Raw genomic sequence first — 24,761 nt, forward strand, 5'->3', positions numbered from 1 at the left:
CCGGCACGAGGCCGCACTCTTCCGATGAAATCGTCCCCGCGCGACAACGACAACACCAAAACGCGCCGCCAGCCGTCGAAGCTGGCCCTGAACATCGCCGCCGTGACGGTCGGGCTCATCACGTTCGCGATCGGTGCGGCGTGGGTGATCTATAGCTGGGTCGTCGATCGCGAAGCGCAGTATTTCGCGATTCCGCTGGTGTTTTCGGTACCGGTGATCGTGGCCGTCGCGATCCGCAGCTTCTGGGAATAGGCGCGCCGGAAACGACGAAGCGCCGCGGTCAGGCGACGCGCGGCGCTTCGTATCGTGTTTGCTTCAGTTGAAGCGGCGCGCTCCGCGATCCGCTTGCCAGCGAATCACAGGCCAGGCAGCGGACACGGATTCGGGGCTGCGCCCTGATATCCGCCGGCGACGGCACCCAGCGCGGCACCGGCCGCCAACGTGCCGAGCGTTTTCAGCACGCCCTCGGTCGACAGCGGCTGGCCGTTGCCCGACATCGTGCGCCCCGAGTACGCGGTGCATGCCGACGACGACGCGACCGTCTTCTCGGGTTTGGCGCTCCAGGCGATATTGTCGGCAGGCGTATTGGCGAAGGCCGGCGCGGCCAGCATCAGCGCCAGAAGGGAAATCGGGATACGGAAGGTGTGTTGCATCGGTGGCCCCTCGGTGTCGTCGTGCTGCTTGTATGAAAAGCGAGCACGATATTACACGCGGCCGGTTGCTCGGACGAGGTCCGGATGCGTGGCGAGGAAGCCGGCATCAACAAAAAAGCGCTGCGGTCAGCCGACCGGCAGCGCTTTTTCACGAACGGCCCCTAACAGGGGCGCGTTCGACTTCTGGTGCGTGAGGCCGGACTCGAACCGGCACACCCTTGCGGGCGTCAGGACCTAAACCTGGTGCGTCTACCAATTTCGCCACTCACGCGCATTTCCGTCGCCTGATCGCGCGGGATGCAAGATGCGTGCTCCACGCGCCCGGGACTTCACGCCGGCCCGAAAACCGGCACGCCCGATCAGGCGAGCGCGAGATTCTACCCGATCCGTGCGGCGTTGTCTCGCCCCGCCGGCGCCCGTCGTGCCGCGGTGCTAGAATGCCGCGCTCGACGTTTCGGCAGCGCGCCGCCGCGCGTCCCCGAACCCGCCCCACACGATTTCGCCCGTGAACTTCGACAACTACTGTCAGCAAAAGGCCGCCCCCGCCGGCTCCAGCGTCTACTACGCGCTGCGCCAGGCGCCGCTCGCCACGCAGCCGCGCCTGACCGCGCTGTTCGCGCTGCGCCGCGAACTCGAGGAAACCGTCAAGGAAACCAGCGATCCGACCGTCGGACACACGAAGCTCGCGTGGTGGCACAAGGAACTCGCCGCACTGGCCGACGGGCAGCCGTCGCACCCGGTCACGAAGGCGCTCGCACAGCATCATCCGGCGATCGCCGCCGAAGCCGACGCACTGCGCACGCTCGTCAACGGTTACGGAATGGACCTCGAACAGGCGCGCTACCTCGACTTCGCGAACCTGCAGCGCTATATCGCGCAGGTCGGCGGCACCTTCGCGTCGCTGGTTGCGCGCGCCAGTTCGGCGAACCCGGCCGACCCGCAGCCGTGGGCCGCGGACGTCGGCCGCGCGCTGATGCTCGCGCAATTCGTGCAGGAGCTCGGCAACGACGCGCGCCACGGCCGCATCTATCTGCCGATCGACGAACTGCAGCGCTACAACGTGACCGCGGCCGACCTGCTGAACCGCCGCTACAGTCCGGCCTTCACCGAATTGCTGCAATTCCAGACGACCCGCGCACGCGAAGCGCTCGTGGCCGCCGATGCGGCGATTCCGGCCACTGAACGCCGCGCGCAGCGCACACTGCGGGCGCAAATCGCGCTGGCCGGCGCGCTGCTCGACGAAATCGCGCGCGACGGCTACCAGGTGCTGCACCAGCGCATCGCGCTGACACCGATCCGCAAGCTGTGGATCGCGTGGCGCGCCGCGCGCCGCCGCTGAGCCGCGCGCATCACGCCTTCAGCAGCGGCAGCGTGTCGAAACGCTGCTGCAGCACACGCGTCGCATCGAGCCCCCACCAGGACCCGAGCACGGTCGCGTAAAGCTGGCGGAAATCGACCGCGACCGGCAGGTTGCCGTTGCCGTCGAGCCGCCCGAGCGCCGGCGGCGCGCCGTACAGTCCGCCTGCCACGCGGCCGCCCATCACGAAATGCGGCGCGGCCGTGCCGTGATCGGTGCCGTTGCTCTGGTTCTCGCGCACGCGCCGCCCGAATTCCGCATACGTCATCACGAGCGTCTCGTTCCAGCGCCCGAGTTCGATCAACGCCGCGCGCATCGCGCTCATCCCTTCCGCGAACTGCTTGAGCAGCGCGGCCTGCTGCCCCGGCTGGTTCTGGTGCGTGTCGAAACCGTTGAGCGTCAGGCGCAGCACCGCGACCCCATCCTGCGCGCCGGGCCCGGACGCTTCGCACGCGGCCAGCACCTGCATCGCGGTCTTGACCGACGTGCCGAACGCGCCGGCCGGAAAGGCCGTCCTGAATTCCCGCATCCCGCCGCGCGGGCGCAGCCGGTCGGCTGCCTTCACGATGTCGTTCTCGACGTCGACGATGTGCGCGAGCGCCGGGTTCTGCTCGCGCAGCGACGACGGCTCGGCGAGCCGGGCCGCGCGGATGAACTGCGCGGGATTGACGAGTGCGATCGCGCGCGCGCCGTTCGACAGCGGCCCCATCTCGGCGCTGCCGAGCACGACGCCGTCCGCGGCGAAACCGGGCGGCACGGGCGCCTGCGCGAACGTGCGCGTGAGCCAGCCTTCGTGCAGGTACTGATCCGAGCGCGACGCGGTGTCCCAGATCTCGATCGAACGGAAATGCGACAGGTTCGGCTGCGGATAGCCGACACCCTGCACGATCGCGACCTGTCCGTCGCGCCACAGCGGCATCAGCGGCGCGAGCGACGGGTGCAGCCCCGTCTGCGCGTCGAGCTGCAGCACCTGCTCGCGCTTGATGCCGATGCTGCGCCGGAATTGGTAGTACAGCGGGTCGGCATACGGCACCACCGTGTTGAGGCCGTCGTTGCCGCCCTTCAGCTCGACGAGGATCAGCACGTTCGCATACCCGACCGCGGCCTTGCGCCCCGCCTGCGTCGCGGCGGCCGCCATCGCGGGCGCTTGCCACATCGACACGCCGGCCGCCGCCGCGGCGCCCGTCAGCGTCAGAAAATCACGTCGGTTCATCGCACATCCTCTGGTTCGCCGCCCGGCGCCCTGGCCGCGGCGACTGTCCGCTTCGTCGTCGTTCGCATCATTTCAGTTGATAGGCCGGATCCATCAGCAGCGCCTCGAGATACGCGCTGCCGGTCGAATCCGTGTCGATCGCCGCGACCGGCGAGAGTTGCAGCACCGCGTGCTGCAACTGCAGCTCGGTCGACAATCCCGCGATCGCCTGCGGCCGCGCACGATACTGGGCCAGCCAACGTTCGAGATCGAAACGCAGGCCGCCGCGCGCGGGCTTCGCGGGCGTGCCGCGCAGGCCGGCGCCGGACGCCGCGTCGGCCACCGGCATCGCATGCGCACGCGCATTCGGCGGCGGCGCGATCGCGCGGGCCGGCGGCCGCATGCCGGCCGTCTCGGTCGCGCGGAACAGCTGCTCGACGAACTGCTTGCGCGACAGCAGCGTGGTGCTGTTGATCCATAGCGCGCCGCCCGGCCAGCCCTTCACGTTCGGCGGATAGAACAGGTTCTGCCCGAGCGTGCGCACGGTGTTCGCGAGCATCTGCGGATCGCCGTACGCCACGTCGAACAGCCGCACCGACCCGACGACGAATTCCGCCGGCGACTTGATCAGCACGCCGCGGTTGCGCGGATCCCAGAACGCGTCGGTCGACCACAGCGCGGCGAGCGCCGCGCGAATGTCGTAGCCGCTCGCGCGAAACCGTTCGGCCACCGCATCGAGCGCGCCGGGCTCCGGCGTATCGGACACGAACTCGCGCCACAGCTTGCCGGCGATGAAGCGCGCGGTGCCCGGCCGCTTCAGCAGGATGTCGAGAAAGTCGTCGCCGTCGAACGGCCCGGTTTCGCCGAGGATGGTCTTGTCGCCGGCATCGTGCCAGTCGGGCCGCACCATGAACCGCAGCGTATCGGGATCGACGGTCCAGCCCGTCATCGCGCGCGCGGCTTCGGTCACGTCGTATTGCGTGTAGTGCCCTTCGCCGAGCGTGAACAGCTCCATCACCTCGCGCGCGAAATTCTCGTTCGGCCGCCCCTTGCGATTGCTCGCGCCGTCGAGATACTGGAGCATCGCCGGGTCCTTCGCGACCGCATGCAGCAGCGTGCCGAAGTTGCCGAGCGCCTCGCGGCGAAACAGCGCGTTCTGCGCGGCCATCGTTTGCGGGTACGGCACCTTGTCCTGCCCCGACGTGAAATGCCCATGCCAGAACAGCGTCATGCGTTCGGTGAGCGGCGACGGCGTCGCGACCATCTCGTTGACCCAGGCCGCCCGCAACGCATCGTAGCGGCGATTGCGCTCGCGCTGCTCGTCGCGCCGCATGTCGGGCGTCAGCGCCTGGCGCTGCGCGCGCGTGGGCGGCGGCTCGGCGAGCCAGTCGGGCCAAGTCGTGACGGGTTCGTGTCGCGCGCTGCCGAGCGTGTCGGCCACGACCTGCGCGCGCGTCATGCCGACGATGCGCGCGACCTCGGCGGGCGCGGGAGAGAAACCGGTGCGACTCAGGAAAAACAGCGCGTCGTCGGCATCGAGCGGCGACTGCATGGCAGGCGACGGCGCCGGTGCGGCAGCGTTCGCTTTCATCGTCATGGACTCCCGGAACGCACCGGCGGTGCGGATGCCCGTACAACGGCATTCGGCAGCCGAAAGTTGACGGAAAAAGTGCTACGAATTCTTTCCGCGCGGAGATTTCCGCGCAAGGCGAACGACGGCACGCATCAGCGCTTGTACAACTCGCGAACGGCGTCTTCGATGTGCTGGCGTAACAGGTGCCGCTCTTCGGGCGTCATGTGCCCGTCGCGGCGGCGCTGTTCGAGATCGGGGGGCACGGCGGAACGGACCGTCATATCGGCGGCGCGATCGGGCTGCGGCGCTTTGCCGCGCGGCAGCTTGCGCGACGATGCGCCCTGCTCGGGGCGCTGCGCATACGCGAAGTTCGACGCATACGGACCGGCAAGCGCGATCGTCAGCATCAGTGCAATCCGGGCAGATCGCATGACCGTCCTCGCTTCTTTGGTCGATTTGTTCCCTTCGTCACGCGGCAACCGGTTACCTCTGGTACTTGAAAAACCCTGCGGAATTCGGGTGTACAAAGATGAAAGATGGAGTGCAGGGGAGTATCTACCGAATTTCGGCTTCGAGTAAAGGAATCTCTATAGCCTGCCTTTACTCGGCGCGACACTACGGGTAAATTTTGTAACCGACTGTAACGCACGAAAATCCCCGGCCGTGCGTCAATTCCCATTCGCGATAAGATGCCGATCATGGAAACGAAAAACCCCTCCAAGATTCTCGTCGTCGACGACGACCCTCGCCTGCGCGATCTGCTGCGCCGCTACCTCGGCGAACAGGGTTTCAACGTCTATGTCGCGGAAAACGCGACCGCGATGAACAAGCTCTGGGTACGCGAGCGTTTCGACCTGCTCGTGCTCGACCTGATGCTGCCCGGCGAAGACGGCCTGTCGATCTGCCGCCGGCTGCGCGGCAGCAACGACCGCACGCCGATCATCATGCTCACCGCGAAGGGCGAGGACGTCGATCGCATCGTCGGCCTCGAGATGGGCGCCGACGATTACCTGCCGAAGCCGTTCAACCCGCGCGAACTGGTCGCGCGCATTCACGCGGTGCTGCGCCGCCAGGCGCCGGCCGAACTGCCGGGCGCCCCGTCGGAAACCACCGAGGTGTTCGAGTTCGGCGAATTCTCGCTGAATCTCGCCACGCGCACGCTGACGAAATCCGGCCAGGAAATTCCGCTGACCACCGGCGAATTCTCGGTGCTGAAAGTGTTCGCGCGTCATCCGCGCCAGCCGCTGTCGCGTGAAAAGCTGATGGAGCTCGCCCGCGGCCGCGAATACGAAGTGTTCGACCGCAGCCTCGACGTGCAGATCTCGCGCCTGCGCAAGCTGATCGAACCCGATCCGGGCAGCCCGCGCTTCATCCAGACCGTCTGGGGCCTCGGCTACGTGTTCATCCCGGACGGCGCCGCCTGAGCTTTTTCCTTCCCGGCTTCGCCCCGTCCACGGCCCGTCCCATGCGTATCGACCGGCGCCTTTTGCAGCTCGCGTTCGGCGGGCTGTTCTGGCGCACCTTCCTGCTGATCGCGCTGCTGATCTCGGTCAGTCTCGCCGCGTGGTTCCAGAGCTTTCGCGTGATCGAGCGCGAGCCGCGTGCGCAGCGCGTCGCGCTCCAGCTCGTCGCGGTCGTGAAGCTCACGCGCACCGCCCTGCTCTATTCCGATCCCGACTTGCGGCGCGCGCTGCTGCAGGATCTCGAGAGCAACGAGGGCGTGCGCGTGTACCCGCGCGAGAAAACCGACAAGTTCAAGCTGCAGCCCGACGAATCGCTGAATCGCCTGATCGAACACGACATCCGCAGCCGTCTCGGCGACGATACCGTGATCGCGCAGTCGGTCAACGACATTCCCGGCGTGTGGATCAGCTTCAAGATCGACGACGACGACTACTGGGTCGCGCTCGACCGCGACCAGCTCGACAACGTCACGGGCCTGCAGTGGGCCGGCTGGGGGCTGTTCGCGCTCGCGCTGTCGCTGTTCGGCTCCGCGTTCATCACGAGCCTCGTGAACCGGCCGTTCTCGCGGCTCGCGCTTGCCGCGCGCCAGGTCGGTTCCGGCCAGGCGCCCGAGCCCCTGCCCGAGCGCGGGATGGGCGTCGCGGCCGAAACCAACCGCAGCTTCAACCAGATGGTGCGCGACCTCGAACAACTCGAGGCCGATCGCGCGCTGATGCTCGCGGGCATCTCGCACGACCTGCGCACGCCGCTCGCGCGGCTGCGGCTCGAAACCGAGATGAGCCCGTCCGACCAGGCGACCAAGGACGCGATGGTCGACGACATCGAACAGATGGACCGCATCATCGCGGCCTTCATCGACTACGCGCGCCCGTCGCAGCGCAAGCCCGAGCCGGTCGACCTGTCGTCGATCGCGCACGAAGTCGCCGCGCGCGTGTCGGGCGAGGACGGCGTCGAGATCCGCACGCGGCTCGCGCCGAGCGCGATCATCGAAGCCGACGAAACCGACATGCGCCGCGTGATCGGCAACCTCGTCGAGAATGCGCGCAAATACGGCCAGAGCAAGCAGGACGGCATCTCGCGCATCACGCTCGAGACGCGCGTGTCGCATGCGCGCGTCGAGCTGTCGGTGAGCGACGAAGGGCCCGGCATCCCCGAGGATCAACTGCCGCTCGTGATGCGGCCGTTCTATCGCGTCGACACCGCGCGCACCAAGGCGGACGGCACGGGCCTCGGGATGGCGATCGTGCTGCGGCTCGTCGGCCGCTACCGCGGCGCGCTGCGGCTGCGCAACCGCCACCCGGACGCCGGCCTCGAAGTCACGCTCGAATTCCCCGGCGCCGGCAAGGCGCGTGCGACCGCGTGACGCGTTCGCGCACGCATCTTGCGCGTCACACTATCGACGCGGTTGACAAAAGCTATGAGGGTCGTTAGTCAAAATCTATTGAAGCGACTTACTAATAGTGTTATAGTTTTCTCCATGCTGTCACATCATCGTTGCAGCACCGAGGTAGCTTGACTCAGTCTTCTTCCCAACTCACACAGGAGTATCCGCATGAAAACCGTGGGCGATAAACTCGAAGCTTTCACCGTCGTAGCCGCGAAGCCGGGCTTCAATAATCACGAGGAAAACGGCCAGTCGGCGTTCGAGACCGTCACCGAAGCGTCGTTCCCGGGCAAGTGGAAGATCATCTACTTCTATCCGAAGGATTTCACGTTCGTGTGCCCGACGGAAATCGTCGAATTCGCGAAGCTCACGAAGCAGTTCGAAGAGCGCGACGCCGTCCTGCTCGGCGGCAGCTCGGACAACGAATTCGTGAAGCTCGCATGGCGCCGTGAACACAAGGATCTCGACAAGCTGAACCACTACTCGTTCGGCGACGTCAAGGGCGAACTGATCGACCAGCTCGGCGTGCGCGACAAGGAAGCCGGCGTGGCCCTGCGTGCAACGTTCATCGTCGACCCGGACAACACGATCCAGCACGTTTCGGTGAACAACCTGAACGTCGGCCGCAGCCCGGAAGAAGTCCTGCGCATTCTGGACGGCCTGCAAACGGACGAACTCTGCCCGTGCAACCGCGCAGTCGGCGGCGCCACGCTGTAAGCGTAGCAATGCACGAAGCCCGCGGCGCACGTCCTGCCTGCGGGCTTTTTTAACGGCCAACCCATAGGAGATATCAATGGAATTCATCGACTCGATTAAGGCACGTATCCCCGACTACGCGAAGGACATTCGCCTGAACCTCGACGGCACGATCTCGCGCTCGTCGCTCGAAGGCACCGACGCGGTCGGCGTGGCACTGGCGGCGGCCATCGCGGCGAAGAGCACGGTGCTCGTGAAGACGATCCGCGAAGCCGGCGTGCTGTCGCCCGAAGAGACGAACGCCGTGCTGACGGCGGCCGCGCTGATGGGGATGAACAACACCTGGTATCCGTATGTCGAGATGGCCGACGACGCCGACCTGAAGACGCAGCGCGCCGAACTGCGGATGGGCGCGTATGCGACGCACGGCGGCGTCGACAAGCGCAAGTTCGAGATGTACGCGCTCGCCGCGTCGATCGTCGGCAAGTGCCACTTCTGCGTGAAGTCGCACTATGCGCTGCTGAAGAACGAGCAAGGGATGACCGTCACGCAACTGCGCGACGTCGGCCGCATCGCGTCGGTGATCAACGCCGCCGCGCAGGTGATCGCCGCCGAAGGCGAATAAGCGTGCGCCGCGCGTGGCCGTGAGCCGCGCCTGCTGCCAACGAAAATGCCACGCATTCGCGTGGCATTTTTCATTTCGGCGGCACGGCGCCCGGCGCGCGGCGTGAACCGCACGCCGCCACGGCCGGACGTCAGGCGCCCTGCTTGACCAGCAGCGCGGCAGCCTGCGCCTCGATCCCCTCGCCGCGGCCGAGATAGCCGAGCTTCTCGTTGGTCTTCGCCTTCACGTTCACGCGCTCGAGCGGCAGCCCGAGATCCGCCGCGATGTTCGCGCGCATCCCGTCGATATGCGGCGCGAGCTTCGGCGCCTGCGCGATCACGGTGCTGTCGACGTTCTGGATCGCGAAGCCGGCCGCCTTCACGCGCTCGGCGCACGCGCGCAGCAGCACGCGGCTGTCCGCACCCTTGAACGCCGCGTCGGTATCGGAGAAATGGCGGCCGATGTCGCCGAGCGCCGCCGCGCCGAACAGCGCGTCGGTGATCGCATGCAGCAGCACGTCCGCGTCCGAGTGGCCGAGCAGGCCGCGCTCGTACGGAATCGTCACGCCGCCGATGATGAGGGGGCGCCCTTCGACGAGCTGGTGCACGTCATAGCCTTGTCCGATTCTGAAATCCATGCGTAATCCGGTTTGAGATGGGGGAAAAGTCAGGAAGCGTTCGCGGGGCGCGCGAGAATCGCCTCCGCGAGCGCGAAATCTTCCGGGTACGTGACCTTGAAGTTGCGCAGGCTGCCCTGCACGACGCGCGGCGTATGGCCGGCCCACTCGATCGCGCTCGCTTCGTCGGTCAGGTCGTGCCCTTCGCGCTGCGCCCGCAGGATCGCTTCGCGCAGCATGCCGATGCGGAACATCTGCGGGGTCTGCGCCTGCCACAGCGCGTCGCGCGACTCGGTGCGCGCGATCGCGTCACCGCCGGCCGGCACCCGCTTGAGCGTATCGGCCACCGGCAGCGCGACGATCCCGCCGACCGGGTCGTCCTTCAGCGTCGCGACGAGCGTGCGGATCAGCTCGGGCGTGATGCCGGGGCGCGCGGCGTCGTGCACCAGCACCCAGTCGTGGTCGGTCGCGCCGAATTCGGCCAGTTCCAGCAGCCCGTTGAGCACCGACGCCTGCCGCGAGCCGCCGCCGCAGCGGCGCACCGCGAAGCGCAGGCCCGCGAAGCGGCGTGCATCGAAATGGGAATCGTCGGGCGCGAGCACGACGAGCGTCTGCGCGAATTCGCTGCACGCGTCGAACGCGGCAAGCGTGTAGTGCAGCAGCGCGCGGCCGGCCAGCGTGCGGTATTGCTTCGGCACGGCCGAACCGGAACGGCTGCCCGTGCCGGCGCAGGGAATCAGGGCGAAAAGTCGGGGAGTCACGAAAGGAAACGCCGGAAAGGTGAAATCGAGAAGCGGATTTTATAATAGGTCTTTCGTCTCGACCGGCGCACCGCGCTGCGCCCGTGCACGCCACCCCTGTCGTCCCTATGCCAGATAACGCTTCCACCCCGTCCGCTTCACCCGTTGCCCGCGTCAAGCCCGGTCAGCGTTTCGCCTTCGACGGCGCGCACGGCTCCGCCGACGCGCTCGCCATCGCCCGGTATCTCGCCGACAACCGCCAGGACGTGCCGCTCCTCGCGGTGATCTGCGCGAACGCGGTCGACGCGCAGCGGCTGTCGCAGGAAATCCGCTACTTCTCGCCCGACGCGCGCGTGCGCCTGCTGCCCGACTGGGAAACGCTGCCGTACGACACGTTCTCGCCGCACCAGGACCTCGTGTCCGAGCGGCTGGCCACGTTGCACGACCTCGGCGAGGGCCGCTGCGACATCCTGCTCGTGCCCGCCACCACCGCGCTGTACCGGATGCCGCCCGCGTCGTTCATGGCCGCGTACACGTTCGCGTTCGCGCAGGGCGAGCGGCTCGACGAGGCGAAGCTGAAGGCGCAGCTCACGCTGGCCGGCTACGAGCACGTGAGCCAGGTCGTGCGCCCCGGCGAATACTGCGTGCGCGGCTCGCTGATCGACCTGTACCCGATGGGCTCGCCGCTGCCGTACCGGATCGACCTGTTCGACGACCAGGTCGATTCGATCCGCGCGTTCGATCCCGACACGCAGCGCAGCCTCTACCCGGTGCGCGACGTGCGCCTGTTGCCCGGCCGCGAGTTCCCGTTCGACGAAGCCGCGCGCACGGCCTTCCGCAGCCGCTGGCGCGAAACCTTCGAAGGCGACCCGAGCCGCGCGCCGATCTACAAGGACATCGGCAACGGCGTGCCGTCGGCCGGCATCGAGTATTACCTGCCGCTGTTCTTCGACGAGACGGCCACGCTGTTCCACTACCTGCCGCAGGACGCGCACCTCGTGTTCACCGGCGACCTCGAAGCGTCGATCCGCCGCTTCACGGCCGATACGAAGCAGCGTCACGCGTTCCTCGCGCACGATCGCGAGCGGCCGATCCTCGAACCGCAGCGACTGTTCCTGTCCGACGAGGATTTCTTCGCGTTCGCGAAGCCGTTCGCGCGCGTCGTGCTGCCCGCGCAGCCGGCCGGCGGCTGGGCGACCGCCCTGCCCGAGCTCACCGTCGACCGCCATGCGGACGATCCGCTCGCGTCGCTGCGCACGTTCGTCGAATCGTCGGGCAAGCGCGTGCTGCTGACGGTCGAATCGGCCGGCCGTCGGGAAACGATCCTGCAACTGCTCGCCGAACATCACCTGCGGCCGTCGTCGAACGACGATTTCGCGAGCTGGCTGGCGAGCGATGCGCGCTTCGCGCTCGGCGTCGCGCCGCTCGCGAACGGCTTCGCGGTACCGGGCGAAGGCTATGCGATCGTCACCGAAACCGAGCTGTACGGCGCGCTCGGCCGCCGCGCGGGCCGCCGCCGGCAGGAACAGGCGAGCAACGTCGACGCGATGGTGCGCGACCTGTCCGAGCTGAAGGTCGGCGACCCGGTCGTCCACGCGCAGCACGGCATCGGCCGCTACATGGGCCTCGTGTCGATGGATCTCGGCGAAGGCGAGACCGAATTCCTGCATCTCGAATACTCGGGAGACAGCAAGCTCTACGTGCCCGTCGCGCAACTGCACGTGATCTCGCGCTACAGCGGCGCCGATCCCGACAGCGCGCCGCTGCACGCGCTCGGCTCCGGCCAGTGGGAGCGCGCGAAGCGCAAGGCCGCGCAGCAGATCCGCGATACGGCCGCCGAGCTGCTGAACCTGTACGCGCGCCGCGCGGCCCGTGAAGGCCACGCGTTCTCGCTCGACCCGCGCGACTACGTGAAATTCGCCGAAAGCTTCGGCTTCGAGGAAACGCCCGACCAGGCCGCGGCGATCGCGGCCGTGATCGGCGACATGACGAGCGGCAAGCCGATGGACCGCCTCGTGTGCGGCGACGTCGGCTTCGGCAAGACCGAGGTCGCGCTGCGTGCGGCGTTCATCGCGGTGCTGGGCGGCAAGCAGGTCGCGCTGCTGTCGCCGACCACGCTGCTCGCCGAGCAGCACACGCAGACCTTCGCGGACCGCTTCGCGGACTGGCCGGTGCGCATCGTCGAGCTGTCACGCTTCAAGACCGCGAAGGAAGTGAATGCGGCGATCGCGCAGATCAACGAAGGCAGCGTCGACATCGTGATCGGCACGCACAAGCTGCTGTCGTCTGACGTGCAGTTCAAGCGTCTCGGCCTCGTGATCATCGACGAGGAACACCGCTTCGGCGTGCGCCAGAAGGAAGCGCTGAAGGCGCTGCGCGCGGAAGTCGACGTGCTGACGCTCACCGCGACGCCGATCCCGCGTACGCTCGGGATGGCGCTCGAGGGGCTACGCGATTTCTCGGTGATCGCGACCGCGCCGCAGAAGCGGCTCGCGATCAAGACCTTCGTGCGCCGCGAGGAAGAAAGCGTGATCCGCGAGGCGATGCTGCGCGAGCTCAAGCGCGGCGGCCAGGTGTACTTCCTGCACAACGAAGTCGAGACGATCGAGAACCGCAAGGCAATGCTCGAGGCGCTCGTGCCCGAGGCGCGCATCGTGATCGCGCACGGCCAGATGCACGAGCGCGAACTCGAACGCGTGATGCGCGATTTCGTCGCGCAGCGCGCGAACGTGCTGCTGTGCACGACCATCATCGAGACCGGCATCGACGTGCCGAGCGCGAACACGATCATCATGCACCGCGCGGACAAATTCGGCCTCGCGCAGCTTCACCAGTTGCGCGGCCGCGTCGGCCGCTCGCACCACCAGGCCTACGCGTACCTGCTGGTGCACGATCCGCAGTCGCTGACCAAGCAGGCGCAGCGCCGGCTGGAAGCGATCCAGCAGATGGAGGAACTCGGCTCGGGCTTCTATCTCGCGATGCACGACCTGGAGATCCGCGGCACCGGCGAAGTGCTCGGCGACAAGCAGTCGGGCGAAATCCACGAGATCGGCTTCCAGCTCTATACGGACATGCTGAACGACGCGGTGAAGGCGCTGAAGAACGGCAAGGAGCCCGACCTCACTGCCCCGCTCGCCGCGACGACCGAAATCAACCTGCATGCGCCCGCGATCCTGCCGGCCGATTACTGCGCGGACGTGCAGGAGCGGCTGTCGCTGTACAAGCGGCTCGCGAACTGCGAGCACGGCGACGCGATCGACGGCATCCAGGAAGAGCTGATCGACCGTTTCGGCAAGCTGCCGCCGCAGGCGCACGCGCTCGTCGAGACGCACCGGCTGCGGATCGCCGCGAAGCCGCTCGGCATCGTGAAGATCGACGCGAGCGAGGTCGCGATCGGGCTGCAGTTCGAGCCGAATCCGCCGATCGATCCGATGCGGATCATCGAGATGGTGCAGAAGCATCGCCACATCAAGCTCGCGGGCCAGGACAAGCTGCGCATCGAGACACGCTCGCCCGACCTCGCGATCCGCGTATCGACGATCAAGGAAACGCTGCGCGCGCTCGGCCCGAAACAGGGGGCGGCCGTCGCGGCGCGCTGACGCAATCCCGACGGGCGCGACGTTGCTGCACCGCATCGCGCCCGACGAAGGCGGGCAGGCGCGTTTTTGAGTATGATTTCCCATTCATCAGACGGAGTTTTGCCATGTCCACTCTCGACGCGACGGCGCCGTCCGCCGCAACCGAAGGCGATGCATCGCTCGTCAGCCTGCCCTGGGTCAAGCAACTCGTGTCGATGGACACGACGAGCCGCGTGCCGAACCTCGGCCTGATCGAAACGGTACGCGACGCGCTCGCCGCGAAGGGCATCGCGTCGACGATCACGCACGATCCGCGTGAAGGCTGGGCGAACCTGTTTGCCACCGTGCCCGCGCACGACGGTTCGACGAACGGCGGCATCGTGCTGTCGGGCCACACCGACGTCGTGCCGGTCGACGGCCAGCAATGGGACAGCAACCCGTTCGCGCCGGAAATCCGCGACGGCCGCCTGTACGGCCGCGGCACCTGCGACATGAAGGGCTTCATCGGCGCGGCGCTCGCGCTGCTGCCCGAGATGCAGGCGACGAAGCTCGCGAAGCCGATCCATTTCGCGCTGTCCTACGACGAGGAAATCGGCTGCGCGGGCGCGCCGCTGATGATCGCCGATCTCGTGAAGCGCGGCGTGCAGCCGTCCGGCTGCATCGTCGGCGAGCCGACCAGCATGCGGCCGATCATCGCGCACAAGGGCATCAACGCGTACCGCTGCTGCGTGCGCGGCCACGCCGCGCATTCGTCGCTGACGCCGAAGGGGCTCAACGCGATCGAGTATGCGGCCCGCCTGATCTGCCACATCCGCGACATCGCCGACCGTTTCCGTGCCGAAGGCCCGTTCGACGAACTGTACGACGTGCCGTTCACCACCGCGCAGACGAGCACGATCCAGGGCGGCAACGCGATCAACACGGTGCCGGCCGAGTGCCGCTTCGACTTCGAATTCCGCAACCTGCCGACGCTCGATCCCGAGCAGATCTTCACGCGCATCGAAGCGTATGCGCAGGAAACGCTGCTGCCGCAGATGCTGCGCGAACATCCGAACGCCGCGATCGAATTCTCGAAGATCGCCGCGGCGCCCGGCCTCGACGCGACCGAGCAAGCCGCGATCACGCAGCTCGTGCGCGCGCTGACGGCCGACCAGGACAAGCGCAAGGTCGCGTACGGCACCGAAGCCGGCCTGTTCGCCCGCGCGGGCATTCCGAGCGTCGTGTGCGGGCCCGGCAACATCGAGCAGGCGCACAAGCCGAACGAATATGTCGAGCTCGCGCAGCTCGCCGGCTGCGAGCAGTTCCTGCGCAAGTTCATTCGCAGCATGTCGGTCGACGCGCACTGACTGCCTCCCGCCACGCCGGCCCGCGTGTGCGGGTCGGCCCACTCCGCCACCCGCCACGTCATGTCGACTGAACAACAGGGCACTGCCCATACGACGATCGACGGCGAGCCGATTCCGACGCTCGACGAAATCGCCGCGCAGCATTTCGCGTTGTCACCCTGGGTCGCGCGCACGCCCGTGTTCGAGCGCGCCGATCTGCCCTCCCTCGAAGGCACGCACGTCAACTTCAAGTTCGAGCTGTTGCAGGCGAGCGGCAGCTTCAAGGCGCGCGGCGCGTTCACGCACCTGCTCGCGCTCGACGAAGACCGCAAGAACGCGGGCGTCACCTGCGTATCGGCCGGCAATCATGCGGCAGCCGTCGCGTATGCGGCGATGCGGCTCGGCAGCAGCGCGAAGGTCGTGATGTTCCATACCGCGAGCCCGACGCGCATCGCGCAGTGCAAGCAGTACCGCGCGGAAGTCGTGCTGGCAGGCAGCGCGTCGCAGGCGTTCGATCTCGTGCGGCGCATCGAGGCCGAGGAAGGCCGCTTCTTCATTCATCCGTTCAACGGCTATCACACGATCCTCGGCACCGCGACGCTCGGCTACGAATGGGCGACGCAGACGCCGGACCTCGACGCGGTGATCGCGCCGATCGGCGGCGGCGGGCTCGCGGCCGGCATGGCGACCGCGCTGCGGCTCGCGAATCCGCGCGTGCACGTGTACGGCGTCGAGCCGGAAGGCGCCGACGCGATGAGCCGCAGCTTCGCGGCCAATCACACGATCAAGATGAGCGCGATGCAGACGATCGCCGATTCGCTGATGGCGCCGCATACCGAGGAATATAGCTACCAGCTGTGCCGGCGCCACCTCGACCGCATCGTCACCGTCTCCGACGACGCGCTGCGCGCCGCGATGCTGTTCCTGTTCTCGCACCTGAAACTGTCGGTCGAGCCGGCCTGTGCGGCCGCGCTCGCCGCGCTGCTCGGCCCGCTGCGCGAAACGCTGCAGGGCAAGCGCGTCGGCGTGCTGCTGTCGGGCACGAATACCGATCCCGCCACGCTCGGCATGCATCTCGCGCACGCGCAACTGCAGCACTGACTCCGCACCGCGCGTGCGCAGACCATCCTAGGGTTATCCCCAGATTATGTTGACAGCCCTGTTGATAACCCGCTGGACCCGCACGCAAGTGGTTGAGCGCGCAGCGTTTTGCACGCGCGAAGGTCGATCGTCACGAAATGGGCAGATGCGGCGGCTGGCCGCATGCGCGGCGGCGCTCGCGCTGCTCGCCGGTTGCGCGGCAGCGCCCTCGTCCATCTCGGGCGCGCAACCGGCATCCTGCACGCAACCTGGCGAAAGCCGCATGCTGCAGGCCGACCTGCTGTTCGGGCGCGACATCGCCGGGCGCGGCCCCGTCACCGATGCCGAGCGCGCGGCATTCCTCGCCGACACGGTCACGCCGCGCTTTCCCGACGGCCTCACCTACTGGGACACGCACGGCCAGTGGCGCGACCGCTCGACCGGTGGCGTCACGCGCGAAGACAGCTTCGTGATCCGTATCATCGCCGACGATACGCCGGACACGCGCACACGGCTCGCCGCGATCCGCCAAGCGTACGTCCAGCGATTTCACCAGCAATCGGTCGGCATGACCGTGATGCCGGCCTGCGCGTCGTTCTGATTCGACGTCTTTCGCTGCCGGTCGCGCACAAAAGAACGGGCGCCCGAAGGCGCCCGTCGCATGGCTGAAGCACAGCGTATCGCTTACTTGCTCTCGAACATGTCCATGATCTGCTGCTTCTCCTGCGGCGTGACGGGCGGCGGCGCCAGCCCGGCCGCGCCGGCCGAACCGAGGGCGTCGTTCGCGCTGATCGCGTTCTCCGCCGGGTTGATGTCGACGTTCGCGATGAAGCCGTTGCCCGGCGTGCGATCGGCGTAGTACAGCTCGCCGTCGATCGTCGTCAGGCCGTCCGGCATCGGCATCTGCTGCTCGGGCACGCCGTTCAGCGCGGTGCGCATGTAGTTCACCCAGATCGGCAGCGCGAGCTGCGCGCCGAATTCACGGCTGCCCAGGCTCTTCGGCTGGTCGAAGCCCATCCACGCGACCGCGACGAGCGACTGCTGGTAGCCGGCGAACCAGCCGTCCTTCGCATCGTTCGTCGTACCCGTCTTGCCCTGCAGGTCGTTGCGGCCCAGCGCGTTGGTGCCCGCGCCCGTGCCGGCCGTCGCGACCGAATGCAGCAGGCTGTTCATCACGTACGCGTTGCGGCCTTCGATCGTGCGCGGCGCCGTACCGCCCGCGACCACCGGCTGCGACTTCTGCAGCGGCTGGCCGCGTGCGTCGTCGACTTCGGCGATCAGGTACGGATCGACCTTGTAGCCGCCGTTCGCGAACACCGCGTAGCCGGTCGCGAGCTGCAGCGGCGTCACGAGGCCCGCGCCGAGCGCCATCGGCAGGTACGGCGGCGTCTTCGCCGGATCGAAACCGAAGCGCTGCGTCACGTACTGCTGCGCGTACTGCGTGCCGATCGACGCGAGGATCCGGATCGACACCAGGTTCTTCGAACGCTGCAGGCCGGTGCGCATCGTCATCGGGCCGTCCGGCTGGTCGTCGTCCTTCGGCTCCCACGCGGTGCCGCCCGGCACGCTCGGCGGGAAGTACAGCGGCGCGTCGTTGATCATCGTCGCCGGCCCGAGCCCCTTGTCGAGCGACGCCGAGTAGATGAACGGCTTGAACGACGAGCCCGGCTGCCGCCACGCCTGCGTCACGTGGTTGAACTTGCTCTTGTTGAAGTCGAAGCCGCCGACGAGCGAGCGGATCGCACCGTCCTGCGGCGCGATCGCGACGAGCGCGCCTTCGACCTGCGGCAGCTGCACCACCTGCCAGCCGGTCTTGCCGTCCTTCAGCACGCGCACGACCGAGCCCGGCTTGATACGCAGCGCGTTGTTCGCACGGGCGCCCAGCGCGGCCGACACGAAACGCAGCCCGGCCGGGCCGATCGTCGTGGTCGCGCCGCCGACGAACTGCACCTCGACCGCGTTCGGCGATGCCGACAGCACGACCGCCGATTGCAGGTCGCCGTTGTCCGGGTGATCGGCGAGCGCATCGTCGATCGCCTCGTCGCGTTCGTCGCCGGCCGCGGGCAGGTTGATCGACGCTTCGGGGCCGCGGTAGCCGTGACGGCGCTCGTAGTCGAGAATGCCGCGACGCACGGCCTGATACGCGGCTTCCTGGTCGGCCGAGTTGATCGTCGTCGTGACGGTCAGCCCGCGCGTGTAGGTTTCGTCCTTGTACTGCTGGTACATCATCTGCCGCACCATCTCGGCGACGTACTCGCCGTGCACCGCGTACTGGTTGCCCGGCGTGCGCACGTGGATCTCTTCCTTGATCGCCTCGTCGTACTGCGGCTGCGTGATGTAGCCGATGTCGAGCATGCGCTTCAGGATGTATTCCTGACGCACCTTCGCACGCTTCGGATTCACGACCGGGTTGTACGCGGACGGCGCCTTCGGCAGCCCCGCGAGCATCGCCGCTTCCGCGAGCGTGATGTCCTTCAGGTCCTTGCCGAAATACACGCGCGCCGCGGCCGCGAAGCCGTACGAACGCTGGCCGAGATAGATCTGGTTCATGTACAGCTCGAGGATCTGGTCCTTCGTCAGGGCCTTCTCGATCTTGTACGCGAGCAGCATTTCGTAGATCTTGCGCGTGTAGGTCTTCTCGCTCGACAGGAAGAAGTTGCGCGCCACCTGCATCGTGATCGTGCTCGCGCCCTGGCGCGCGCCGCCGTGCATCAGGTCGGCCACGCCCGCGCGCAGGATGCCGAGGAAATCGACGCCGCCGTGTTCGTAGAAGCGGTAGTCCTCGATCGCGAGCACGGCCTTCTTCATCACGTCGGGAATGTCCTGGAAGCGCACGAGGCTGCGGCGCTCCTCGCCGAACTCGCCGATCAGCACGTGATCGGCGGTAAACACACGCAGCGGCACCTTCGGCTGATAGTTGGTCAGCGCATCGAGCGACGGCAGTTGCGGCGCCATCACGACCAGCGCGTAGCCGACGATCAGCGCGCCGACGACCGCGAGCGTCGCGAACAGGCCGACGAACCACAGCGCGACGCGCGAACCGAACGTGCGCCGGCGCCCTCCGCCGCCGCTGCGCTGCTGCGCGCGGCGGCCGTCGTCGCGATCGTCGTCATCGGGGTAATAGGCTCCGGACGGCGAACGGCGCAGCGTGTAGTGGGGCTCGTTCCTGTCGGAAGAAGAAGGCGGTCGTTTGATAATTGGCATGTCGGAATGGCGGGCGTACGTGGCGCCCTCGGACGCATGCGGAAATGCAAGCGGATGAATCTGAGTGGGTGCATCGAGATGCGGCTGTCACGTCGACAGACCCCGCCGCGCGGCGATCCGTTCCCGCGACGTGACAGCGCATTTTAATGAAATCGACCGGGCGCCTTCGCGATTTTTTGTAAAAATTCCCCCAATGCCGTGATTTGCGGAACGTATTGTCGGCATCCTCGGCCTATGATGGACACGCGATACGGCACGCACGGGCGAATTTCTTTCAGTCGCGAAAGGTTTGCCGTCCTGATGCGCGAGCCGCTTGAACTCGCGCGTTTAAGCCGTATTTAAGTGAACCGGTGGTGTAATATCCGCCGGCTCACGCGGGCCGGAACCGGCTCGCGACGGGCATTGCCGCGGTCACGCGGCGCCTTTCAACCACGGAGGATTTCATGTCGCTTTTCGACTCTATTTCGCGCACGATCAAAGGCCTGCTGAACGATGCGGCCGATTCGGTACAGGATCCGTCGCGCGACGCACGGCAGATCGTGCGGGAGCTCGACGACAGCATCGGCCGTGCCGAGAATTCGCTGATCGAAATCGAGGCACAGGTCGCGACCCAGCGCAGCAAGCGCGATGCGGCCGACGACAAGGTCAGGAAGTACGAGGACGGCGCGAAGCGCGCGCTGCAGGGCGGCGACGAAGCGCTCGCCCGCGAAGCGCTCGCGGCCCAGTCGAACGCGGAAGCCGAGCGCGACGCGCTCGCGGCCGAGCTGACGACGCTCGAGCCGTCGGTCGAGAAGCTGAAGGGGCAGATCGCCGACATGCGCCAGCGCCGCAACGATCTGAACGCACGCTCGAACATCCTGCAGGCGAAGCAGGAAATCGCGCAGGCGAAGGACGTCGCAGCCAGCGCGCTGGGCGGCATCGGCGGCAAGAACCTGTCCGAGGATTTTCAGAAGCTCGAGGACAAGGTCGCGCTGCAGAACGCGCGCTCGGACGCACGCCTCAATTCGGCCGACACGTCGAGCGGCAAGGCGCTCGACGACAAGCTCGCCGCGCTGAACAAGGGCCCGTCGGTGGAAGATCGCCTCGCCGCACTGAAGAAACAGCTCGATACGCCCGCGCAGTAACCCGCCGCGGGCCACCGCGCCGCGCCCCGGCCCGGGCGCGCGGCGCGAACCGATCGTCAGGAGACGGGCGCGTGCGCCCGGTTCGACCATGAAGAAATCTCTCGCCGCACTCGGCCTCTCGCTGATGTTGCTGTCGTCCGCCGCGTTTGCGGTCCCGTCGCTGCAGCAGGTCGAGCAATCGATCGCGCAGCGCAACTGGCAGCAAGCCGACACGCAGCTGTCGCAAGTCATCGACGCCCATCCGAACAACGCGCACGCGCGCTACCTGTATGCGCAGGTGCTGGACCGCGAAGGCCGCGCGTCCGACGCGCTCGCGCAACTGCAGCGCGCCAAATCGCTCGATCCGCAACTGAAGTTCACCGACGCGTCGCGCTTCGCGCAAACGGAGTCGCGCATTCGCGCCGACGCCGCGCGCGTGAGCGGCAATCCGCCGTCGGCCACGCAGGCCGGCACGCTGCAGCCGGGGCTCGCCCCCGCCGTCGCGCCGGCCGAAAAACACGGCCCGTCGACCGGCATGTGGATCGGCCTCGGGCTGATCGTCGCCGTGATCGCGCTGGTGCTGCGCTGGACACTGCGGCGCGCGCGCACGGCCGACAACGGCCGCGCCGACGACGAGCGCCGCACGCAGCTCAAGCGTGCGACCGACGTGCTGAACGACATCCGGCCGCTCAAGCTCGATGCGAAGCTGTCGACGGCGCCCGGCGCCGCGGCGCTGACCGGCGAACTCGAAGCGATCGAGAGCGACGCGCGCACGCTCGTCGAGACGCTGTCGAACGGCAAGAATCCGGTGCCGCCGTATCGCGTCGACGAGCTCGAACAGCGTCACGCCAGCGTGAAAGCGCGCGTCGAAGGCCGCCCCGACCCGGCCGCGCAGCCCGCGGCGCCGGTGAACGGCAGCGGCTCCGTGTACGCGCAGGAAGCCGATCGCATGACCGGCGCGCAAGGCCAGCCGTATCAGCAACAGCCCTACCCGCCGCAACAGCCCTATCCGCAACAGCAGCCGCCCGTCGTGATCCAGCAAGGCGGCGGTTTCGGCGGCGGCATGGGCGGGCTCCTGACCGGCGTGCTGCTCGGCGAAGCGATGTCGGGCGGCCGCGAACGCGTGGTCGAACGCGACGTGATCGTCGACGGCGAGCACCGCAGGCAGGAAGCCGACCCGGGCTTCGACCTCGGCCGCGGCGACGATTCGAACTGGAGCGACGGCAGCGGCGGCGGCGGGATGGACCTCGGCAGCAACGACGACGGCTGGACCGACGACAACACCTGAGCGAGTACCCGCGCACCGGGCGCCGACCTGCCTGTCGACGCCCGGCCTCCCCCGCCACGCCCGCCTGCACGACCGGCCGCGCCCGACGCGCGGATTTGTCAATCATTTCAAGATGGACTACCGGCAATGGGGCACGTTCGCTATCATGCGGCCATCGGCGTGCCACCGACCTCATTCGACGCAAAGCAATCCTGCGCGTCGCGGCACGCCTCCCTCGCCCCAACCAGGAGAAAGCCGCTCATGAGCATCATCAAGGAATTCAAGGAGTTCGCCGTCAAGGGCAACGTGATGGATCTCGCCGTCGGCGTGATCATCGGCGGCGCGTTCTCGAAGATCGTCGACTCGGTCGTGAAGGACCTCATCATGCCGGTCATCGGTGTGCTGACCGGCGGTCTGGATTTCTCGAACAAGTTCGTTCTGCTCGGCACCATCCCCCCGTCGTTCAAGGGTAATCCCGATTCGTTCAAGGACCTGCAAGCCGCGGGCGTCGCCGCATTCGGCTACGGCTCGTTCATCACGGTGGCGATCAATTTCGTGATCCTTGCGTTCATCATTTTCCTGATGGTGAAATTCATCAACAAGCTGCGCAAGCCGGAAGAAGCCGCGCCGGCCGCGACGCCGGAAGACGTCGTGCTGCTGCGCGAGATCCGCGATTCGCTCAAGCAGCGCTGAGCGCCTCACGCGCCGCCCGCCAGGCCCGCCCCGTGCGGGCCTTTTTATTGCGCGCGCGATGCGCCGCCGCATGCGGCCCATCTCACTTTTTTGTGACGAGCGAATGCACGCGCGGGAAAAGCAGGTCTATGATGGAGACTAAACGACAGTACGGGCGCCAAGACGCTGGCTGTGTCGATCATGGCGAGCAGGTCGACGGGAGACATTGATCGTCGTACTGCACGAATGCAGCATTTTCGTGTGCTATAAAGGATCGACATGCGGCGTACATAGCCGGGAGTGGGTCGCATGAAAGTGCCGCATTTCTTGCAATTGTTTTTGAGGCGAGTGTTTATGTCCTTCCCGAAAAAACGTCGGCGTGCGCCGCAGGATGGCCAGGAATCGTTCCTCGCGGTCTTGCGCCACTCGAAGCCGTTTGCCCAGCTCGACACCAAGATTGCCCGCGCCCGCGCGCAGGACGAACCCGTCCTCTATGCGCACGTGCTGCCCGGCCTCGACGTGCTCCTGTGCAGCGTGCGCGGCGCGCAGCCGCCGTATCCGGCCATCGCCGAGCTGCGCAAGCGCTGCATCGAATCGATCGCCAACGCGCTCGAGCAGCCGCTCGACGGCCTCGAGAACGGCGGATACTGGTACGAAGCGAACGGCTTCGGCTTCCTCGTCTTCGCCAGCCGTGCGCGTGCGCGCATCCTGCCCGAGTTTGGTGCAGGCACGAAGGCGAGCCTGCGCGGCGGCCTCGGCCGCCAGAACGCGGGCGACACGACACCCCGCTCGCTCGGCTGATCCGCCAGTCATTCGATGGGCCGCCTCCGCGCGGCCCATCTGCCATTCACATGCCCCGCTTGCCCGTCACGACACCTGCTGACGGCCGTTGTTCGGCCGCACGATGTCGATGAACGCGGCGAAATCGGCGCCGGCGAGTCCCTGCGCGGCGCCCAGCCTCAGCACCTGCTGCACGGTGGCCGACACGGGCATCACCGCGCCCGTGTCGCGCGCGGCGTCGGCAATGGCATCGACATCCTTCTGAAATGTACTCAGCGCGCCGATCGGTGGATGGCCGCCCGACGTCATGCGCGGCACGAACGTCTGCAGCAGCACCGAATCGGCCCAGCCGCCGGCCAGCGCCTCGGCCAGGCGCGCGGCGTCGATGCCGCTCGCCTGCGCGAGACCGACCGCCTCGGCAATCGCGGTGACCGTCGCGGTGACGATCGCCTGGTTGCACAGCTTCGCCGTCTGGCCCGCGCCCGCGTCGCCCATGTGCGTGATGCGCGACGCATACGTGTCGATCAGCGGGCGCACCGCGTCGAGATCGGCCGCGCGGCCGCCGGCCATCACCGCGAGCGTGCCGGCCTGCGCGCCCGGCACGCCGCCGGACACCGGCGCGTCGACCCAGCCGACTCCAAGCGCAGCCGCACGCGCCGCGTAGTCGCGCGTGGCGGCGGGCGGAATGCTCGAATGATCGACGATGCGCTGCACGCGGAGTGTGCTCACGCCCCCGGAAAGCAGCCCGTGCTCACCGAACACGACGTCGCCGACCGCACGACCGTCGAGCACGCACACGAACACCGTATCGACGCGCTCGGCCAGCTCGCGCGGCGTGCCGACCACCTGCGCGCCGTCCTTCACCAGCGCCTCGGCCTTGTCGCGTGAGCGATTCCATACGCTGACGCGATGCCCGGCCGCCAGCAAATGCCGAATCATCGGCGCGCCCATCAATCCCGGTCCGCAAAATCCGACTTCCACGATGTTCCTCGTCTCCGATATGGGTTGCACTTGCCGCCCATCATACCTATCACTCAAGAAGCCGGGCACGCACGGCGCCGTAGCGGAATCGTAGTGGGACCGCGGCTTGCACCGGCAATACAGACCGATATCCCAGGGAGGCATCATGAGCGACCACGTGTACAAGTTGATCGAACTGACCGGTTCGTCGCGGCAATCGAGCGACGACGCGATTCGCAACGCGATCTCGAAAGCCGGCAAGACGCTGCACAACCTGCACTGGTTCCAGGTGACCGAAACGCGCGGCCACATCGAAGGCGATCAGGTCGTGCACTGGCAGGTCACGCTGAAGGTCGGCATGCGCATCGACGACTGACGCGCCCGCCGCTTCACCCGCCGCGCCGCGATCCGGATGCGCGCCCTGCGTGTCCGCGCGGCGCCGCGCGCCCCGCATCCCCCCGTTCAGGCCCCTTGTCGCAGCCAGGCCGGCGCGTGCCTGCGGGTATCCATCTC

At 67.5% G+C, this 24,761-nt stretch carries 23 protein-coding genes and 1 tRNA gene; 15 read left to right on the top strand and 9 right to left on the bottom strand.

The genetic code is table 11. The annotated features are described in order from the left end of the window. Window positions 1-24 precede the first annotated feature (24 nt). Window positions 25-252: a hypothetical protein gene (locus tag SY91_RS12835; protein ID WP_006478569.1), complete on the top strand. Its 228-nt coding sequence runs from the start codon at window positions 25-27 to the stop codon at window positions 250-252. Window positions 253-356: 104 nt separating this feature from the next. On the opposite strand, the gene SY91_RS12840 is transcribed toward SY91_RS12835, so the two are convergent. Both SY91_RS12840 and SY91_RS12845 read right to left on the bottom strand, forming a co-directional pair. Next, window positions 357-653 (bottom strand): hypothetical protein, encoded by a 297-nt coding sequence (locus SY91_RS12840; RefSeq protein ID WP_023475591.1) that lies wholly within the window; start codon window positions 651-653, stop codon window positions 357-359. A 184-nt stretch (window positions 654-837) separates the two neighbouring features. Beyond that, a tRNA-Leu gene (locus SY91_RS12845) sits at window positions 838-924 on the bottom strand. 234 nt (window positions 925-1,158) lie between these two features. Here SY91_RS12845 and hpnD point away from each other — a divergent pair. Further along, a complete protein-coding gene (gene hpnD / locus SY91_RS12850; protein ID WP_023475590.1) occupies window positions 1,159-1,992 on the top strand; it encodes a presqualene diphosphate synthase HpnD in 834 nt (277 codons plus the stop codon). Window positions 1,993-2,002: 10 nt separating this feature from the next. Here hpnD and SY91_RS12855 read toward each other — a convergent pair whose 3' ends face one another. The 3 genes from SY91_RS12855 to SY91_RS12865 all read right to left on the bottom strand — a co-directional run bounded on the left by SY91_RS12855 (window position 2,003) and on the right by SY91_RS12865 (window position 5,206). Further along, the gene (locus SY91_RS12855; RefSeq protein WP_006478567.1) at window positions 2,003-3,223 is read right to left on the bottom strand and encodes a DUF1501 domain-containing protein; all 1,221 of its coding nucleotides are present in this window, start codon (window positions 3,221-3,223) and stop codon (window positions 2,003-2,005) included. A gap of 67 nt (window positions 3,224-3,290) precedes the next feature. Beyond that, the gene (locus SY91_RS12860; RefSeq protein WP_043887175.1) at window positions 3,291-4,793 is read right to left on the bottom strand and encodes a DUF1800 family protein; all 1,503 of its coding nucleotides are present in this window, start codon (window positions 4,791-4,793) and stop codon (window positions 3,291-3,293) included. A gap of 134 nt (window positions 4,794-4,927) precedes the next feature. Next, entirely contained in the window at window positions 4,928-5,206 is a 279-nt protein-coding gene (locus SY91_RS12865) for a hypothetical protein (protein ID WP_006478566.1), read from the bottom strand. Between the two features lie 258 nt (window positions 5,207-5,464). Between SY91_RS12865 and ompR the strand changes: the two genes are divergently transcribed. From ompR to SY91_RS12885, 4 genes are all read left to right on the top strand, one after another. Then, complete coding sequence (gene ompR, locus SY91_RS12870; RefSeq protein WP_006478565.1) at window positions 5,465-6,199, top strand: two-component system response regulator OmpR; 735 nt, start codon at window positions 5,465-5,467, stop codon at window positions 6,197-6,199. 41 nt (window positions 6,200-6,240) lie between these two features. Then, entirely contained in the window at window positions 6,241-7,602 is a 1,362-nt protein-coding gene (locus SY91_RS12875) for an ATP-binding protein (protein ID WP_011549598.1), read from the top strand. 189 nt (window positions 7,603-7,791) lie between these two features. Next, on the top strand, window positions 7,792-8,340 hold the full coding sequence (locus SY91_RS12880; protein ID WP_006478563.1) for a peroxiredoxin: 549 nt from the start codon (window positions 7,792-7,794) through the stop codon (window positions 8,338-8,340). Between the two features lie 76 nt (window positions 8,341-8,416). Further along, a complete protein-coding gene (locus SY91_RS12885; protein WP_006478562.1) occupies window positions 8,417-8,944 on the top strand; it encodes a carboxymuconolactone decarboxylase family protein in 528 nt (175 codons plus the stop codon). 130 nt (window positions 8,945-9,074) lie between these two features. Here the strand turns inward: SY91_RS12885 and ispF are convergent, their stop codons facing one another. Both ispF and ispD read right to left on the bottom strand, forming a co-directional pair. Continuing rightward, entirely contained in the window at window positions 9,075-9,560 is a 486-nt protein-coding gene (gene ispF, locus SY91_RS12890; RefSeq protein WP_006478561.1) for a 2-C-methyl-D-erythritol 2,4-cyclodiphosphate synthase, read from the bottom strand. A 29-nt stretch (window positions 9,561-9,589) separates the two neighbouring features. Next, window positions 9,590-10,300, bottom strand: coding sequence for a 2-C-methyl-D-erythritol 4-phosphate cytidylyltransferase (gene ispD / locus SY91_RS12895; protein ID WP_034201609.1), 711 nt, complete (start codon window positions 10,298-10,300; stop codon window positions 9,590-9,592). Between the two features lie 107 nt (window positions 10,301-10,407). Between ispD and mfd the strand changes: the two genes are divergently transcribed. From mfd to SY91_RS12915, 4 genes are all read left to right on the top strand, one after another. Next, a complete protein-coding gene (mfd, locus tag SY91_RS12900; RefSeq protein ID WP_023475587.1) occupies window positions 10,408-13,878 on the top strand; it encodes a transcription-repair coupling factor in 3,471 nt (1,156 codons plus the stop codon). A gap of 104 nt (window positions 13,879-13,982) precedes the next feature. After that, window positions 13,983-15,203, top strand: coding sequence for an acetylornithine deacetylase (gene argE, locus SY91_RS12905; RefSeq protein ID WP_006478558.1), 1,221 nt, complete (start codon window positions 13,983-13,985; stop codon window positions 15,201-15,203). A gap of 60 nt (window positions 15,204-15,263) precedes the next feature. Further along, window positions 15,264-16,283 (top strand): pyridoxal-phosphate dependent enzyme, encoded by a 1,020-nt coding sequence (locus tag SY91_RS12910; protein ID WP_023475586.1) that lies wholly within the window; start codon window positions 15,264-15,266, stop codon window positions 16,281-16,283. Between the two features lie 145 nt (window positions 16,284-16,428). Further along, on the top strand, window positions 16,429-16,863 hold the full coding sequence (locus SY91_RS12915; RefSeq protein ID WP_023475585.1) for a DUF3574 domain-containing protein: 435 nt from the start codon (window positions 16,429-16,431) through the stop codon (window positions 16,861-16,863). An 83-nt stretch (window positions 16,864-16,946) separates the two neighbouring features. On the opposite strand, the gene SY91_RS12920 is transcribed toward SY91_RS12915, so the two are convergent. Beyond that, window positions 16,947-19,466, bottom strand: coding sequence for a penicillin-binding protein 1A (locus tag SY91_RS12920; RefSeq protein WP_185920946.1), 2,520 nt, complete (start codon window positions 19,464-19,466; stop codon window positions 16,947-16,949). 443 nt (window positions 19,467-19,909) lie between these two features. Here SY91_RS12920 and SY91_RS12925 point away from each other — a divergent pair, with 443 nt between their 5' ends. From SY91_RS12925 to SY91_RS12940, 4 genes are all read left to right on the top strand, one after another. Beyond that, complete coding sequence (locus SY91_RS12925) at window positions 19,910-20,590, top strand: PspA/IM30 family protein (protein ID WP_006478555.1); 681 nt, start codon at window positions 19,910-19,912, stop codon at window positions 20,588-20,590. An 88-nt stretch (window positions 20,591-20,678) separates the two neighbouring features. Next, window positions 20,679-21,857, top strand: coding sequence for a tetratricopeptide repeat protein (locus SY91_RS12930; RefSeq protein ID WP_023475582.1), 1,179 nt, complete (start codon window positions 20,679-20,681; stop codon window positions 21,855-21,857). 240 nt (window positions 21,858-22,097) lie between these two features. Continuing rightward, on the top strand, window positions 22,098-22,529 hold the full coding sequence (gene mscL / locus SY91_RS12935; protein WP_006478553.1) for a large conductance mechanosensitive channel protein MscL: 432 nt from the start codon (window positions 22,098-22,100) through the stop codon (window positions 22,527-22,529). A 333-nt stretch (window positions 22,530-22,862) separates the two neighbouring features. Beyond that, window positions 22,863-23,309, top strand: coding sequence for a hypothetical protein (locus tag SY91_RS12940; RefSeq protein WP_006488003.1), 447 nt, complete (start codon window positions 22,863-22,865; stop codon window positions 23,307-23,309). 66 nt (window positions 23,310-23,375) lie between these two features. On the opposite strand, the gene SY91_RS12945 is transcribed toward SY91_RS12940, so the two are convergent. Further along, a complete protein-coding gene (locus tag SY91_RS12945; RefSeq protein ID WP_023475581.1) occupies window positions 23,376-24,269 on the bottom strand; it encodes an NAD(P)-dependent oxidoreductase in 894 nt (297 codons plus the stop codon). A 145-nt stretch (window positions 24,270-24,414) separates the two neighbouring features. Between SY91_RS12945 and SY91_RS12950 the strand changes: the two genes are divergently transcribed. Continuing rightward, entirely contained in the window at window positions 24,415-24,624 is a 210-nt protein-coding gene (locus tag SY91_RS12950) for a dodecin (protein ID WP_006478551.1), read from the top strand. Window positions 24,625-24,761: the final 137 nt, after the last annotated feature.

Origin of the sequence: Burkholderia cenocepacia, from assembly GCF_014211915.1 — a bacterium.
Taxonomy (GTDB): domain Bacteria; phylum Pseudomonadota; class Gammaproteobacteria; order Burkholderiales; family Burkholderiaceae; genus Burkholderia; species Burkholderia orbicola.